Source organism: Enterococcus sp. DIV0008 (genome assembly GCF_050542615.1).
Lineage (GTDB): Bacteria > Bacillota > Bacilli > Lactobacillales > Enterococcaceae > Enterococcus_D > Enterococcus_D innesii.
Genome location: NZ_CP172937.1, coordinates 3,180,398 through 3,196,440, shown reverse-complemented (window position 1 = coordinate 3,196,440; position 16,043 = coordinate 3,180,398). Strand labels below are relative to the sequence as shown.

Below are 16,043 nucleotides of genomic sequence, written 5' to 3'. Positions count from 1 at the left end.
AATGACAAAATATGGCTATGCACGTATTTCAACTACTTCTCAAAGTACGAAGGAGCAGATTCAACAGCTGCTTGAGAACGATATTGAGAAGAAGAATATTTTTTCTGAAAAATTTACAGGTACAAAACGAGATCGGCCAAAGTTCAATCAGCTTTTGGCTGGTCTCAAGCCTGGAGACGAAATCGTTGTTACGAAACTTGATCGGTTCGCCCGTAATACACGGGAAGCTTTAGAAGTCATTGAGCCTTTGCTTGATGAAACCGTTACGATCAAGGTTTTGAATTTAGGGACAATTGAAAATACGTTGATGGGGAAAATGATCGTCCGCATCTTGAGGAGTATTGCTGAAATGGAACGTGCCATGATCGTAGAACGTACTCAAGAAGGAAAGATTTTTGCTAAAAAGAATAATCCGAACTTTAAAGAAGGACGCCCGAAAGCTACAATTACTCCAAAGAAACACCATGCATATGAACTTCTTATTTCCGGCAAATCATACAAAGAAGTAGAAGCTATCACTAGGTTTAGCCGCAGTACACTTTTTAGAATAAAGAAAAAAATTGAAGAGGATGAGTAAAAAAGTATCAACTATATTAGGATGACTAGTAAAGGAGGACTGGTTTAGCGATGGATATCACCTATAGAAATCTAAATCTGAGTGAGGTTCATTTATTTTGGGATTTGAAAAAGTTATTGGATCAAGAAACTAGGTATATGATGTATGAACCGTCAGAACGAGTGAAAGATGAGGAGAGTTTAAATCAGATTGAAGAGAATATTAAATCAGCCATTAAAAAACGTGACTTTCTTAAGGTAGCATTGAACAATAATAAATTGGTAGGCTATCTATCAGCAGAACGTGGAATTTTTGCTAGAAATCAACATGTAGCCTACTTAACTATTGGAGTATTAAAGGACTATAGCGGACAAGGTATTGCGAAAAAGCTATTTGTATTATTAGACTCATGGGCTAAAGATAATGGGATTGAGAGAATAGAGCTGACAGTTCTTTCACATAATAAAAGAGCCGTTGATTTATATATTCATAACGGTTTTGTTATAGAAGGTGTACGGAAGATATCAATGAAGATAGATGGAGAAAATAAAGATGAGTATTTTATGGCAAAATACTATCATTAGTTTTATGAAAGTAATAATTCAAATGTTGATTGGACCTACAAAGAAAAGAAGTATCTGCTTTGGTTGTGCCAGTTAGATATAGATACCTATGAGACCCTTGAAATGATTCTGGATAAAATTAAGCATATTTGTTTGTTACTTCCTATTCTTCTTATACAACATATATTCAGTGACTACAGCTGCAAGCATATAAACGACGAGACATAAAACAGTATAGACCCCATCTCCAATGAATCCATTCCTATTAAATAGTATTACGATGAAAACAAAAATAAACGACATAGGGAAGAATGTTTTTTGAGCGAACCTCCAGTTTTGATCGTTAGACATACTTTGTTTAGTTCTGTAGCCGATTAGAAAATTTGGTGATGAATTTAATTTGAAAATACTCGCAAGTGATGCTAATAATGAAAGCGTCAGCATAAATAACCCAATATCCACTATGTACCCTCCTTGTTATAACATATATATTAATATATATTAATTGTATCACAGAAAGTAATCGAGTGTCTTTGTGGCTGAAGATGTCCAACTTATTTTTAAGCATGTTATCAATAAGTTTGAAAAAGGTGAAAGTATCGAAGTGAATCTGTTTTTAATAACTTGAAAATTAAATTTCCGAAATATGGTTAAAATTTATAATGAATAGAAAAAAATTAAAGATAGTGTAGCAAGCCGACTTATATTAGTCGTTATTAGCAAGCAAAGCGTTCCCTTTCTTCGCAGTTAGGGAGTGCTTTTATGTTGTAAAGCTAAAATTTTTCTGCCGCTTCCAAACATGGATACGTCATAGATATTAGAGAAAGATTACTTTGTGAGAATAATAGATGCAAAATAATATGAGTACATTCCTAATTATCATCAAATCCTTTTGACATTTTGATACACTAGATGAGACAACTTGCCCCTGAAAGGGGGTGCTTTTATGCTTCAACAAATTCTCACGTTGGTTATCGCCCCAATTTTTTGCGGATTGGATCTGGAAATGATTTCTCGTTGGTTAGACGAGAAAGTCGATGACTAAGAGCTAGTTGTCATTAACCCACACGTTCCGAGTCGCAATGAACGAAAAGAAGCCAGACCTATTGGCAGTAGGGCTGGCTTTTGTACTTCTATGCTCGAAATTCTCACGTTTCGCAAATCTATTTTATCATAGAATATTGAAAAGAACTACCTAGGTCGTTTTTCATATGAAGCGCAACTAAAGATGAACCAAACGGTCCATAATGGTTGCTGTAGCATTGGATCTTTAAAATTTTCTTCCCATTGGTCAAAAGGAAAGATTCGTTGAAATGATCATTTACCCAGTTACTGTTCGCTTTGAGAGTAGAATGAATGAGCTTGATTAAAAGAGACGCAATCAAGCTCATTCAAGGTAGGTGAGTAGAATAGTGAGGTACATATCGAAAATTATTTTACATAATATGGACTCAAATGTGTTTTTCTAACTAGGATACCAGAATAAAGTGCAATATCCAGCAAATCTAATCTGGGTGTTTTTGTTATGTACTAAAGGATAACGTTGACTTATAAGTTAGTTTAAGTTAGTATGTAAATAAGCTTACATCGGCTTAGAGGGAGGCGTATTTATGATTCAAAAGAAAAGGCTTGAGTTAATTTTGGAGGAATTGAAGTCGCGTGGAACTCTTAGTTTGAAGGAAATCGTTACCTTAACAGGTTCTTCAAGAGATACAGCAAGAAGAGATATTGTCAAATTAGCTCAAAATAATGCTATCGATCGCACATATGGTGGAATTAGTTTGCCCAATACCTTTAGTCGTTTAGATGAATATCTTGAACGTACTGAAGATCTTAGTGCTGAAAAAGATATTCTAGCAAAAACTGCTAGTAATTTAGTAAAAGATAATTCCCATATTTTTTTAGATATTTCAACAACGGTCAGTTGCATTCCTAGACATATAAGACCCTATGAGAATATCGTAGCAACGACAAATTCATTAGATATTGCCGATCAACTATTGAGAAATACTAAATGTAAAACTAAGATTTTAGGTGGAACCATCGATCCTATCAAACGAAATGTCGTTGGAACGAAACCAATGCTGGAACTGGATTCATTTATCTTTGATGTTGCTTTTATGAGTGCCGCTGGAATCACAACTTCAGGTATTTATTACGCCTACGATGAAGATATAGATTTCAAAAAGAAGATAAGAAAACAATCCAAATTTGTAGTTTTACTAATTGATAATACAAAAATCGGCTTAAGTCATAACTATAAAGGTTTAGATTTCGAAGATATTGATTTTCTTGTTGTAGAAAGTCGTCTACCAGATGATTTAGAAAGAACAATATCAGATAGTAATGTCTCTATAATAAATTCAAAGTGGGTGCAAACATGATTAAAACGGTGTTATTTGACGTAGATGGAACAATCTTAGATACAGAATTTGTTATGATTAAGTCTTTACAAAAAACTCTAAAAGAAGAGAAAAACTTGGATGTTCCAGAAGAAGATTTAGAGTATATCTTAGGGATACCAGGAAAAAAAGCAATTGAACGGTATTCATCATCTGGAGAGGAAGCTGATAAGCTACATGCATGTTGGTCCGAAAATGTTAAACAATACTCTCATCTTGCGACTTTGTTTCCTCAAGTGGAAGAATCATTGACTAAGTTAAAAGAAAATGAGATACAAATTGGGATTGTTACATCCAAAACAAATGAAGAAATGGAAAATGAATTTGAACATTTTGGTTTAAGTAAACTTTTTGATATTTCAGTAACTGCCTCTGATACAACGAAACATAAACCTAATCCTGAACCAATTTTATATGCATTAAATAAATTAGGAAGTTTACCAGAAGAATCAATTTACATAGGTGATTCTATCTATGATATGCATAGCTCACAATCAGCTGGAGCTAAATTTGCTTTAGCAAAGTGGGGAGCAAAAGAAAATCCACTATTCTCAAGTGCAGATATTAGTTTAGAAACTCCTCTGGAAATATTACAACACTTAAAATAGATTACTTCCTAAAGAAATTACTTTATTTCATTAACGGTTAACATAAGTGAGGATTATTTCCAGTGATTGTTGTAGCAGGAATTTAAAGCCCTGAATTGTGAAATGAGATTGGTCTATCTACGAATGCCTTGTCATTAGTATGTATATGAAAATTGAAACTGGATATAATAGAGCAGATCACGAGCGAACGTTATACAAAAACAATCACATGTTGCACTTAATCCTAACATTCGACATATGTTTTTTTTAAAATTGAAGAAGACAACTTGGGTTTAAGTTTCATCTCCCTGAGGCATGTCTATATCATAAAAATAACCAAAGAAGAAAAAGTATAAATCTTATCGATTATTTTATTGATATAATATACAAAATCATGATATTTCTGCGTATTCATTCATTTATAATTTAGTTCCCCTTGCAAAAGTAAACCGCTTTCTATAAACTAGAAGGCGAATAGAAATCAAAAAAATAGGCACTTCGTATCGGTGCTACCAACACCAATACGAAGCCCTGATCAGTCACACCAATACCCGGATGACCAATCAAGTTGCCATAGTTGATACCCGTAGGCATCAACGTGTTTATTGTACCGAAAAAACGCCTTCATTTCTAGTAGGAGTATGCATTTTTTTCGACAAAAACACAAGAAGCCTAACGCTTATTTAGCTATCTCACAGGCATTGGACAAATCCGTCCAATGCCTTTTTGCTGTGAATCACTACGATTGACTCACGAAGTGAGACAGAGTAGATGATGAACAGTACTAGGCGAGTGCAAGGGAGCGTAGTCACCAAACTAGGAATCACTACGATTGACTCACAAAGTGAGGCAGAGTAGCTGATGAACAGTACTAGGCGCACAATGGGGAGAGTCGTCCTAAAAAAACTGTCGGTTCCACAAAAATGGTACCTGCGCAGTACCATTTCCGCTCCCTAAGTCTAAGTATCTAGCTAATACGAGGACAACGACCAGAAGTTGGCAGAAAAATAGGCAGTCATAGTTGATTCTTGAGGCAAAGAACGACGTTGAATGAAGAAAAAGAAATACCATTGCCAAAAATGGTCAAAATAAGCGTTCATGGGTCAGCCTTTTATTCTAGATAAAAAAGGAAATTTTTGATTTCTATTCGTAAGTATAAACAATGGTTTCACTAAAAAGTCAAAACAGCTAAAGGAGAGTATATGGATAACTACGAAGTGAGTTTTACCCTGATTCTACATGCGGGAAATGCAAAATCAGCTGCCATGATGGCGATTGAGGCGGCCCGCGAAGGAAATTTTGAAGAAGCACAACGTTTGTTAGAAGAAGCCAAAAAGGAGCTTCAGCAAGCCCATCAATGTCAAACCGATTTGGTACAAGCGGAAGCCAAGGGAGAAAAAACGGAATTATCTATTCTATTGATACACGCTCAGGATCATTTAGCAATGGCAATGACCGCCACAGAACAAGCAGCTGAGTGGCTTTATTTATACCAAAAAATTTCTGAATTACAAGGAGGAGTTTCATCATGAGAATTATGTTAGCTTGTGCTGCCGGAATGTCCACTAGTATTTTAGTTGCCAAAATGGAGGAAGCTGCAAAAGAACAAGGAAAAGATTATAAAATTTGGGCGATCGATCAAAGCATGATTGAACGAGAATTAGGCAACTTTGATGTCTTACTTTTAGGACCGCAAGTACAACATACGATGCGTAAAGTGAAAAAAATCGTCAATGATACAGTGCCAGTAGCAGTCATCAAAGCAGTCGACTACGGTCGGGGCAATGGAGCAGCTGTCTTGAAGCATGCGGAAGAGTTAGTAAATGGAGGACAAGGATGAGCGCTTTCGATAAATTCGCTGACAGTGTCAGTATCATTGCAGAAAAAGTAGATGATAACAAATATTTAGGTGTCGTAAAAAATACCTTTACCGTGTTGATGCCCTTCATTATCGTAGGCTCTTTTGCAACATTGGGTAATTCATTGTTAACGAGTGAAACCACAGGGCTGGCACAGTTTTCTGCCCTAAGTTTTTTAGCCGTTATGGAACCAGCCTTTACCGCCATCAACTTTGCGACGATGAATACCATGACGTTAGCCGTAATCGTCATCTTGGGTTGGATTTTAGGCGAACGTAACAATGAGAACGGTATCATGTGTGCAGTGGTTTCCTTGAGTGCCTATGTTTCAGTTGTACCACAGGGACTTGAGACGGTCGTTGATGGAGTGGCAGGAATGGCGGCTGGGCTGCCAGTAGAAACCTTGAATGCTGGCGGACTGTTTATCGGTATGATTTTGACGATGGTTACCGTAGAATTCTTTTGCAAGCTGAATAAGATCGAGCGTCTGCAAATCAAAATGCCGCCGAGTGTTCCTAGCGCCATCAGTAAGTCCTTTAGTGTGTTGGTACCAATCTTTATCACATTGTTTGTGATTGCCATTGCTGGGCGGTTGTTTGAATTGGCATCAGGTCTCTACATCAACGAAGCATTGTACCGCTTCTTGCAAGCCCCATTGGAAGGAATTTTACAGCATCCAGCCGGGATTATTGGTTTAGTGATCATTTCTCAAGTTTTTTGGCTAGTGGGTATCCATGGAGGACTCGTTATTTCTCCAATTCGTAATCCAATTTTGATTGCAGCATTAGCCGCCAATATTGCTGCCTATGAAGCAGGACAAACACCAGATCAAGTCATCACGATGGGTTCTTGGGTAACTTTCCTAGTTGTCGGTGGTGCAGGATTGATTCTTTCTCTGAATATCGGCTTATTGATGTTTTCGAAAAAAGATGACTTACGAGCTGTCGCCAAAATTGGTTTAGTTCCTTCTTTATTTGGTATCAGTGAACCCGTTGTGTTCGGGTTACCGCTAGTATTGAACCCGATTTTTGCGATTCCCTTTGTTCTTGGAAGTGGACTTCCAGCGGCGCTGTTATTAGCTGCCAATCAGTTTGGACTAATCGGCTCGAACATTGTGGATGTACCTTTTGGCTTACCGATCATTGTCGGTGCCTTTCTTGGCTGGGGAATCAATGGAGTCATTTTACAATTGCTGATTATTGTAGTCGGGGTGTTCATTTATTTGCCATTTATTTTCTTGAGCAATCGCCAAAGTGAGTTAGCTGAATAGTAAGAGGATTCTCAAGATGGGTCTGTTTAAGAATACAAGGGAATAGAATGAAGGAGGAGTTTTATGACAAAAAGTTATTTTCCAGAAGGATTTCTATGGGGCGGTGCGATTGCAGCCAATCAAGCAGAAGGGGCATGGAATGTTGATGGCAAAGGCATGTCAGTTGCAGATGTGGCACTATACAAGCCTGACGTTTCTGTAGAAGACTATAAGAAGCAGTGGCATGTCGATGAACAAGCCATTGCTGAAGCGATTGCCGAAAAAGGAACAGGGAACTATGCAAAACGTCGTGGCATTGATTTTTATCACCGATATAAAGAAGATATCGCATTGTTTAAAGAAATGGGCTTTAAGGTATTGCGAGTATCGATCGCATGGACGCGGATTTTTCCTCGGGGCGACGAAGCAAAACCAAATCAAGCAGGATTAGCATACTATCGAGACCTTTTGACTGAGCTGAAAGAGAATGGCATTGAACCATTGGTGACGCTTTCTCACTATGAAATGCCGCTACATCTTGTCACCGATTATCAAGGGTGGGTCTCTCGAGAAGTCGTTGATTTCTTTGTCAAATTTTGCAAGGTCGTTTTTGCCGAATACAAAGACCTAGTGACCTATTGGTTGACATTCAATGAGATCGATAGTGTTTTTCGTCATCCGTTTACGACCGTGGGCGTAGTCGAAGAGCGTTATGAAACAAAACAAGCCGCAGAAGCCGCCATCTACCAGGCCTTGCATCATCAATTTGTGGCAAGTTCGTTGGCAACCAAGTATGGGCGTTTATCAAACCCACAAGCAAAAATCGGGGCGATGGTCACTAAGCTCATGACCTATCCAGAAGATTGCCATCCCGAGAATATTGCTTTAGCAGAAAAAGCCAACCGAGAAAATCACCTGTATTCTGATGTACAAGTCTGGGGAGAATATCCGAAATGGCTTTTGCGAGAATGGCAGGAAAAAGGCATTGAAGTGGCGATGGAAAACTGGGATTTGGCAACGATCAAGGAATACACAGTGGATTTTCTTTCCTTCAGTTATTACATGTCCCTAGTAGTTTCAAAAGATGCCGAACAGCGAGAAAAAGTCAGCGGCAACATTGCGACAGGGGTAAAAAATCCCTACTTACCGATGACAGAATGGGGCTGGCAAATTGACCCAGTCGGACTCCGAATCTCATTGCTCTCCTTGTATGATCGCTATCGAATCCCTTTGTTTATTGTGGAAAACGGCATAGGCGCAGCAGATGAAATCGATGAGAAGGGAGAAATCAATGATCAATACCGCATTGATTATTTCAAAGCCCACTTTGAACAAATCAATTTAGCCCTAAAAGAAGGCGTTGACCTGATGGGTTATACCTCATGGGGCTGCATTGATATCGTCAGTGCCTCGACGTCGCAAATGAGTAAACGCTATGGTTTTATCTATGTTGATGCTGATGATGAAGGAAATGGCACCTACGATCGGAAGAAAAAGAAATCCTTTGATTGGTATAAAAAAGTGATTGCGTCAAATGGGAGTGATTTGGCATAGGGTATTAAGACGAATTTCGCAGGATAGGAAACCTTCCTTTCTTTCTCTGTTGGTCTAAGCAATCACCTTCATGAATTTGGTTTTGAAATTAGGAGAAATTCGAATAGTATTTCTACTTGGAATGATTGTAAAAGGAGAGTACAGAGAAGTTTTTCTCGGTATTCTCCTGCTTTTTTGAGACAAGCTTATGCAATACACCCATTTTCTAAGAGTGAGTAAAAAGTAAACCAAGCCCATTATTGTTGCATATGCAACAATAATGGGCTATTATAGTCCTAGATAGGGAGGGGATAGTTCGTGGAGGATATACTTCGTGAGATAGGTTCGATCAGTAGAATGTTGGAATCAATTGCTAATATTGAATTTAAAGAGGTTCAACTCAGTAAAGGCCAATACATTTACTTAGTTCGTATATTTGAAAATGAAGGAATTATTCCTGAACGATTAGCCGAACTGATCAAAGTTGATCGCACGACTTTGTCCCGGGCGGTAAAAAAGTTAGAGGAAAATGGCTTCATTCTAAAAGAGTCAGACAAAGAAAATAAAAAAATCAAACACTTATACACAACCATCAAAGGAAAACAGGCGGTTCAATTAATCATAAGAGAAAATAACTATTCAAATAAAGTAGCGATTCAACAGTTATCTGCTTTAGAAAGAAAAAATCTTGCGGAAATGCTGGCAAAAATAAAATCTTCGGTAGAAGTTGATTGGGTCAACGTCAAGAATGGGATCAAAAGAGACTATTGAACGAATAACGCCGCTGGGGAGATTGGAACTGAGTGAATGGACATTCATGCTACCTAGGGTAGGAAGCACAGGTAGCTGATATTTTGTTAAGAATGATATAGCTCGGCTGGCTGCTGAAAAAACAGAGAGCCTGAAAAATAAAGGACATGAGTTTGTTCAAATAAACTAAACAGGAGTGTAGAGAAAGTGAAGAAAATAATGATCGATCAAGAATTTTGGGCACTATTTCCAGAAGCACAAATCAACTGCCTTGTTGTAAAAAATATAAACAATGTTGCCGATGCTGCACACGAAACGTTTTTTACTGACTTGCTAAAAAGTAGTAAAGAACAAGCAAAGCGCTACTTAACGACCGACACCTTCAGTGAAAACCAAGTGATCCAAGAATGGCGAAGTGCTTTTCAGCAATTTAAAACGAAAAAAGGGGTACGCTCTTCCATCGAAGCACTGTTGAAACGGGTGAATCAAGACAGAGAATTTTCTCCCATCAATCCTTTAGTAGATATTTATAATAGTATTTCCTTGAAATATGGTGTCCCTTTAGGCGGAGAAGACCTCGATACAATCGTTGGCGACCTTCACTTAGGCGTTGCAAAAGGTGGCGAATCTTTCTTTCCCTTAGGTGCAGATACTGATTCCCCAGCCTTGGAAAAGGAAGTCATTTACTATGATGAGAAAGGGGCAATTTGTCGATGCTTGAATTGGCGGGAAGCCCAACGTACGATGCTAACAGAAGAGACCACCCATGCTGTTTTATTCATTGAATCGATCAATGAAACGCAACGGGCTCGGGCGAATGAAGCAATCAAAGAGTTAAGTCAGTTGGTTCAAGAGTATTTTAACGTAGCAGGTAATGATTATGTGCTAAGGAAAGAAAATCCTGAAATCATTTTGTAAGGGCGAGCTTCTTGTCTATAGGATAAGGATGTACACGTACTTTTTCTCGATTTTGCATACCATTCTCTCATTTTGATTGATTGGTTATCGTGAAAATCTTGACCCAAATATTCGGATGTGCAATAATTAGGTGGAATTTAAATAATGACATTAGATTTGTTCGCCGGAATAAATCTTATTGAAGTCAGAAAAACTAACCTTAGGCTTTTATGGTTAGTTTGTCTGACTTCTTTTTTGTTTTAGGAGGTATAGGCAGATGGTAAAAGAACAATTGAAAGAAAACGGAAACAGCCCTAACCAGTCAGGACTTTCCAGTAAAGAAGCAGAAATGAAGCTAGAAAAATATGGGTTTAATTCCATAGAAAGCAAAGAGGAGAAGCACTTTTATGACTATTTGAAAGAGTCGATGAAGGATATTACCATCTTGATTTTAATCGTTGCAACACTCTTATCTAGTTATGTTGCATTTCAAAATCATCCTGATGATTTTACGGAACCAATAGTCATCTTTTCAATTGTCATTCTTAATCTATATTTGTCGATTCGACAGCAAAAACATGCGGAAAAATCAATGAGTGAATTAAATAAGATGAGTGTTCCCGTAAGTAAAATATTCAGAGATGGGGCGTTAAAAGAGATTGAAAGTTTGAACATTGTTCCTGGTGATATTGTTCAGTTGGCATTAGGGGACCGTATTCCAGCAGATGCTAAGCTTTTAACGAGTAGTAATTTCTTTGTTGATGAATCGTTTCTAACTGGTGAAAGTGAACCAAGTGAAAAAGATCCCACCTATATTTCTTCTAAAGAAGATTCTTTAGGAGACAGAAAAGACTTGGTTTTTTCTGGCTCATTGGTCGTCACAGGAAAAGCAAACGTTCGAGTTGAAAAGACAGGAATGAATACGGAAATTGGTAAAATATCGAGCTTATTAAGCAAGGAAGAAACAACCATAGCACCTTTACAAATAAAAATGCAAAAACTGGGGAAAGTTCTAGGCCTAATCGCTATTCTCTCTGGCTTTCTAGCGATTGCTATAGGAATCAGCAAAGGATTGTCTTTAGAGACCAGTATCATGACTGCAATATCAATGGCTGTTGCTGCTATTCCAGAGGTTTTGCCAGTCGTAGTAACAATCTCTCTAGCTGTTGGGATGAGGAATATGGCACTGAAGAAAACCATCGTTAGGACTCCTTCAACAGTAGAAACCGTTGGGGGTGTTTCAATCATCTGCTCAGACAAAACTGGAACGATTACCGAAAATAAGATGACCGTGAAAGAAGTTGCCACGATGAAGGATAAACTGACTTCTTGCTTAGAAATAACAAAAGAGAAGGAAAAAAATCTCTTATTTCTCTTCTATCTTGCTAGTTCGATGGAAGAAAATACAGCAGTAACCAGCAATCCAACAGAGTTGGGGATCAGAAAAAAACTGGCATCGCTCTTCACTGAAGAGGAATTAGGTAAAGTCGCTTCAACCTTTGAACAGATTCATGAAGTTCCCTTTGATTCAAAACGAAAAAGGATGACCGTCTTATATAAAGTAAACGACCAATATGTTTCTGTCACAAAAGGGGCTTTTGATCGCTTGGATCTCATTGATGCGAACAACCCTGCCTACTTGAACAAGCATGATGAGTTGGCCAATCAAGCATACCGTGTTTTGGGCGTTGCTTATAAAAGATACGATGAAAAACCTACACGTTTTACTGAAGAAATTCTTGAAAGTCAGTTAGAATTTGCAGGATTTGTTGGGATTATCGACCCAGCTCGGCCCGAAAGCTATACGGCTGTTTCTATTGCAAAACAAGCAGGGATTCAAACCGTAATGATCACAGGGGACCACTTACTGACAGCAAAGAAAATCGCAGAGGATGTAGGAATTCTCACCGATGGGAAAAAAGCAATGACCGGAGCGGATTTACATGAAATGAGCGATGAAAAATTAGCTCGTGTGATTGATGACTATCGAGTCTTTGCTCGTACTTCCCCAGAAGATAAAATTCGAATCGTAAAAGCATTCCAAAAAAATGATGAGATTGTCGCTATGACTGGCGATGGTGTCAATGATGCACCTGCATTAAAAGCAGCTGATGTAGGGATCGCAATGGGAGGTGGCACAGAAGTAGCAAAGGAAGCTTCTGATATGGTTTTAGTAGACGATAATTTTGCGACGATTGTTCAGGCGGTTGAAGAAGGTCGACGGGTATACAGCAATATCAGAAAATCATTATATGCGATGTTAGGTTGCAACATTTCTGCACTGACAATCGTTTTAATTTCCTTGCTCGTTGGGTGGGGAGCACCTGTTACAGCGGTTCAATTGTTAATCATAAAAGTAGTTGCAGATGGAATCCCAGGAATGAGTCTTAGCATTGAACCAGTCGATAAAAAAGCAATGATGGAAGCCCCGATCGCTAAATACACGAGCATTTTTGCGCAAGGATTATTGGTAAAAATTTTAGAAATCTCAATGGTTTTTACAGTCGTCACATTAGGCGCTATTCTAATTGGACGTCTAGAATCGATAGAGGTTTCGCAGACAATGACATTTATTGTATTGGGATTATCAACTATTGTGCATATGTTTAATTGTAGAAGTAAAGAATCTATCCTGAAGCTGCGTTTTTTGAGCAATCCGTTGTTAGTAATGACAACCTTCATAGGTGCATTGATCATTATCTTGTTAGTAACGATTCCATTCACGCAAACCATTTTTGGCTTTGTCTCTCTTCGTGCAGTTGACTGGCTATGGGTAATCGGCTTATCCATTTTTCCTTTAGTGTATATTGAAGTGAAAAAATACTTTGGTTTGTTTTAATGTGAATGATAGGAGGGGAATCTTCTGTTTCGTTAAAGCTAGTTACCGAATTAGCAAGGTGGCAAAAACTAGATTCTATTTTTTATTATTGAGATATCAATAATACGGTGAAGCGATGATGCTTAATGAATTGGAGGAATCGTGGGGAAAATAAGCCATCATTCTCCTTTACTCACTATCAAAAGCAACGAGTACTGTTTAGCTATTTCATCTTTATATGAAAATCGTGATTTTAATTTTTTTAAAATTCTTGGTAATCTTAGTCCTGTAAGAAAGATGTATGCATACAAACTTACAGATAAGAGTATCAAAAACCTTCGTTTATGAGAATAACGACTGTGTATCCATCTGTTTTAAAAAAACTTAATCTAACAACATTATTTGAGGCATTCGATTGAATCGGGTGCCTTTTTTTCGTTTTTTCATAAACGAAGATTTTTGGGACAAAACAAGGGGGAGGGACATGTTCAAAAAATTATCAGAATGGATAGTCTTCACTCTAATTGTTGTTATATTTTCATCTAGTAAAGCCGTTGCCGCAGAGGTTCAACGAGTTGAAACAACCGGCACCATTGGATTCACTGGAATCTATGAACCTATTGGTACCCCTGATCCAAAACCACCTGAAAGTATTGTGAGACCACCAATAACTGATGTGGCTAAACCAGATGGTAGATTGCCACAAACAAATGTGATAGGAGATCCCATGCTAATTTGGCTAGGAGTCCTTCTAATCAGTACCGTTTTCTTTTTAGGGAAACGTCAGAAAAACCAAACGACAAAACGATAACAATAAGAAAGTAGGAATCATCAAATGAAATTTATTCGTTTAGCAACAATTGCCGCACTATCAAGTACGATCTTAGCTGGAGGCGCAGTTTCTGTGCTTGCTGAGGAGATAAGAGAAGTGACGACTGAAGGTCAGATCGAATTTAAACCAGCAGAGAACGAAGAATTAGAAGTAATCCCACCGACCGGTCCTGAAGAAGGGCCAGATGTAATCGTTGATCCTGAAGTACCTGGGACAACTGGACCGTTATCTATTTTGAAAGCTGCGACAATGAACTTTGGCTCACAAGTTATTTCAAATCAAGATCGAGATTATAATATGGTTGCTGAGATGCAACAGTTGCGTGACACCGAGGGTGATGAAAACAAAGTACCCTATGTTTCTTTTGCTCAAGTCCAAGACTTACGTGGAAACAATGCGGGATGGGACTTAAAGGTCAGTCTTTCAGAATTTACATCAAATACGCAAAATAATGTATTAACCGGTGCGGAAATTACTTTTGTAGATTCCTATATTGATTATGTAGGTAGTAACCAAGAAAATGCTCCGGTAGCACATGAAGCTGGGCTAAAACTTTTACCAAACGGTGCGGGCCGTTCCGTAATGACTGCAGCACAAATGAAAGGAAACGGCGCTTCTTCCGTTGTCTGGGGGGACCAAGCAGAGTTGAACAGACGGTTTGCGGATGAAACGATTGAAGTTGTCGAAAATGAGGCCATCAAACTATCAGTTCCAGGTTCAACTGCCAAAGATGCGACAACTTATAAAGCAATCTTGACATGGGAGTTAACGACAACTCCAGGTGAAGATGCAGGAGAGTCAGATCCAGGTCAAACAAACCCAGATGGAGACGAATAAGTATAACCACAACATTTGTTGAAAAACTCTCGGCAGCGTCACAATGAAGTTGTGGCGCTGTTTTTCTAAGAAAGGAGCTTTACATTGAAACAATCGATCGCAGTTGCTCAGTCTTGGAAGGGGACTTGGTGGCTGATCCCCCTTTTTTCTTTTATTATGATGCTGTTTCCATTGATCGCTCATGGGGAAGAAGGAACGCTCTCTTTTTATGTCACCCCTGAATTTCCTGAGAGTCAGGTAGAAGGATCTACTAGTTACTTTGATTTGAATCTAGCTGCTGGAGAAACGGAAAACTTGGCTTTAAAACTACAAAATGCCAATAGCGAACCGATTCAAGTGCAAGTGACTCCACATACAGCATATACCAATGTTCATGGTGTCGTTGAATATGGAAAAGATGCCCAAGAACCAGATAGGAGTCTTCCTTATTCCCTAGATGAATTGATCGACCCTTCAGGTGTCATTGACTTAGCAGGAAATGAAACCAAAACAATTATGGTTCCTTTACATATGCCAGAGGAATCGTTTGAAGGATTCTTAGCAGGCGGTCTGCGTATTACAGAAGTCAAAGAAGAAAGTGCAGAGGAACCTACAGAAGAAGAAGGTCTAGCGATCGAGAATGAATTCGCCTATGTCATCGGTGTTGTTGTCAGTAATTCTCGAAATTCAGTCCAACCGAATCTTGATTTGCTAGATGTATTTGCGGATCAGTTGAACTATCGCAATGTTATCAGTGCGACGATTCAGAACTTTACCCCAACGTTTGTAAACCGCATGGCTGTGGAAGCGACCGTTCAACGAGTGGGAGAAACGGATATTCTCTATGAAGCGAGTGAAGAGATGATGCAAATGGCACCAAACTCGCACTTTCACTTTCCGATTTCCCTAGAAGGAGATCGCTTTGTGGCTGGGGAGTATCTCTTGAAGCTAAAAGCAGCTTCTGGTGAGGAAGAATGGACGTGGGGGCGAACGTTTACGATTGAAGCAGAGGAAGCACGCGCCTTTAATCGTGCAGATGTGACGATCGCTACGAGCACCAACTGGTGGATGATTGGGGCATTTATTTTGATCTTTCTTTTGTTGGGACTGGTTTTTTATCTTATCCTCTTGAAAAAGAAAACAAAAGCCAACGAGCAAGAATAACAAAAAGGAGTGAGTAG

At 38.5% G+C, this 16,043-nt stretch carries 17 protein-coding genes and 1 pseudogene; 16 read left to right on the top strand and 2 right to left on the bottom strand.

Annotated features, from left to right (window positions below):
* Position 1 precedes the first annotated feature (1 nt).
* The 3 genes and pseudogenes from IGI84_RS15075 to IGI84_RS15065 all read left to right on the top strand — a co-directional run.
* Positions 2-577, top strand: coding sequence for a recombinase family protein (locus tag IGI84_RS15075; protein WP_430600502.1), 576 nt, complete (start codon positions 2-4; stop codon positions 575-577).
* A gap of 50 nt (positions 578-627) precedes the next feature.
* Positions 628-1,140 (top strand): GNAT family N-acetyltransferase, encoded by a 513-nt coding sequence (locus IGI84_RS15070; protein ID WP_096741911.1) that lies wholly within the window; start codon positions 628-630, stop codon positions 1,138-1,140.
* 9 nt (positions 1,141-1,149) lie between these two features.
* Positions 1,150-1,347: pseudogene (locus tag IGI84_RS15065) on the top strand (hypothetical protein); the annotation flags it as partial.
* Here IGI84_RS15065 and IGI84_RS15060 read toward each other — a convergent pair.
* Positions 1,276-1,563 (bottom strand): SdpI family protein, encoded by a 288-nt coding sequence (locus IGI84_RS15060; protein ID WP_226818314.1) that lies wholly within the window; start codon positions 1,561-1,563, stop codon positions 1,276-1,278. The pseudogene IGI84_RS15065 and the gene IGI84_RS15060 overlap by 72 nt on opposite strands.
* Before the next feature lie 502 nt (positions 1,564-2,065).
* Here IGI84_RS15060 and IGI84_RS15055 point away from each other — a divergent pair.
* From IGI84_RS15055 to IGI84_RS15045, 3 genes are all read left to right on the top strand, one after another.
* Positions 2,066-2,164, top strand: a complete 99-nt coding sequence (locus tag IGI84_RS15055; RefSeq protein ID WP_123906408.1) for a type I toxin-antitoxin system Fst family toxin — start codon at positions 2,066-2,068, stop codon at positions 2,162-2,164.
* Between the two features lie 565 nt (positions 2,165-2,729).
* Entirely contained in the window at positions 2,730-3,503 is a 774-nt protein-coding gene (locus IGI84_RS15050; protein WP_077454073.1) for a DeoR/GlpR family DNA-binding transcription regulator, read from the top strand.
* Complete coding sequence (locus IGI84_RS15045; RefSeq protein ID WP_086291518.1) at positions 3,500-4,129, top strand: HAD family hydrolase; 630 nt, start codon at positions 3,500-3,502, stop codon at positions 4,127-4,129. The genes IGI84_RS15050 and IGI84_RS15045 overlap by 4 nt, the downstream gene beginning before the upstream one ends.
* Before the next feature lie 950 nt (positions 4,130-5,079).
* Here the strand turns inward: IGI84_RS15045 and IGI84_RS15040 are convergent.
* The gene (locus tag IGI84_RS15040; RefSeq protein ID WP_257791493.1) at positions 5,080-5,208 is read right to left on the bottom strand and encodes a hypothetical protein; all 129 of its coding nucleotides are present in this window, start codon (positions 5,206-5,208) and stop codon (positions 5,080-5,082) included.
* 102 nt (positions 5,209-5,310) lie between these two features.
* Between IGI84_RS15040 and IGI84_RS15035 the strand changes: the two genes are divergently transcribed.
* The 10 genes from IGI84_RS15035 (at position 5,311) to IGI84_RS14990 (ending at position 16,026) form a co-directional block, all read left to right on the top strand.
* Positions 5,311-5,640 (top strand): PTS lactose/cellobiose transporter subunit IIA, encoded by a 330-nt coding sequence (locus tag IGI84_RS15035; protein WP_325907733.1) that lies wholly within the window; start codon positions 5,311-5,313, stop codon positions 5,638-5,640.
* Positions 5,637-5,948, top strand: coding sequence for a PTS sugar transporter subunit IIB (locus tag IGI84_RS15030; protein WP_077454076.1), 312 nt, complete (start codon positions 5,637-5,639; stop codon positions 5,946-5,948). Before IGI84_RS15035 ends, IGI84_RS15030 begins: the two co-directional genes overlap by 4 nt.
* The gene (locus tag IGI84_RS15025) at positions 5,945-7,237 is read left to right on the top strand and encodes a PTS sugar transporter subunit IIC (RefSeq protein WP_201690632.1); all 1,293 of its coding nucleotides are present in this window, start codon (positions 5,945-5,947) and stop codon (positions 7,235-7,237) included. The genes IGI84_RS15030 and IGI84_RS15025 overlap by 4 nt, the downstream gene beginning before the upstream one ends.
* Before the next feature lie 63 nt (positions 7,238-7,300).
* Positions 7,301-8,770, top strand: coding sequence for a glycoside hydrolase family 1 protein (locus tag IGI84_RS15020; protein ID WP_086291521.1), 1,470 nt, complete (start codon positions 7,301-7,303; stop codon positions 8,768-8,770).
* A gap of 297 nt (positions 8,771-9,067) precedes the next feature.
* Positions 9,068-9,520, top strand: coding sequence for a MarR family winged helix-turn-helix transcriptional regulator (locus IGI84_RS15015; protein ID WP_010748920.1), 453 nt, complete (start codon positions 9,068-9,070; stop codon positions 9,518-9,520).
* A gap of 198 nt (positions 9,521-9,718) precedes the next feature.
* Positions 9,719-10,417: a B3/B4 domain-containing protein gene (locus IGI84_RS15010; RefSeq protein WP_430600968.1), complete on the top strand. Its 699-nt coding sequence runs from the start codon at positions 9,719-9,721 to the stop codon at positions 10,415-10,417.
* A 256-nt stretch (positions 10,418-10,673) separates the two neighbouring features.
* The gene (locus IGI84_RS15005; RefSeq protein ID WP_430600501.1) at positions 10,674-13,235 is read left to right on the top strand and encodes a cation-translocating P-type ATPase; all 2,562 of its coding nucleotides are present in this window, start codon (positions 10,674-10,676) and stop codon (positions 13,233-13,235) included.
* Positions 13,236-13,698: 463 nt separating this feature from the next.
* Complete coding sequence (locus tag IGI84_RS15000; protein ID WP_430600500.1) at positions 13,699-14,025, top strand: LPXTG cell wall anchor domain-containing protein; 327 nt, start codon at positions 13,699-13,701, stop codon at positions 14,023-14,025.
* Positions 14,026-14,049: 24 nt separating this feature from the next.
* The gene (locus IGI84_RS14995; RefSeq protein WP_430600499.1) at positions 14,050-14,883 is read left to right on the top strand and encodes a WxL domain-containing protein; all 834 of its coding nucleotides are present in this window, start codon (positions 14,050-14,052) and stop codon (positions 14,881-14,883) included.
* An 84-nt stretch (positions 14,884-14,967) separates the two neighbouring features.
* On the top strand, positions 14,968-16,026 hold the full coding sequence (locus IGI84_RS14990; RefSeq protein WP_430600498.1) for a DUF916 and DUF3324 domain-containing protein: 1,059 nt from the start codon (positions 14,968-14,970) through the stop codon (positions 16,024-16,026).
* Positions 16,027-16,043: the final 17 nt, after the last annotated feature.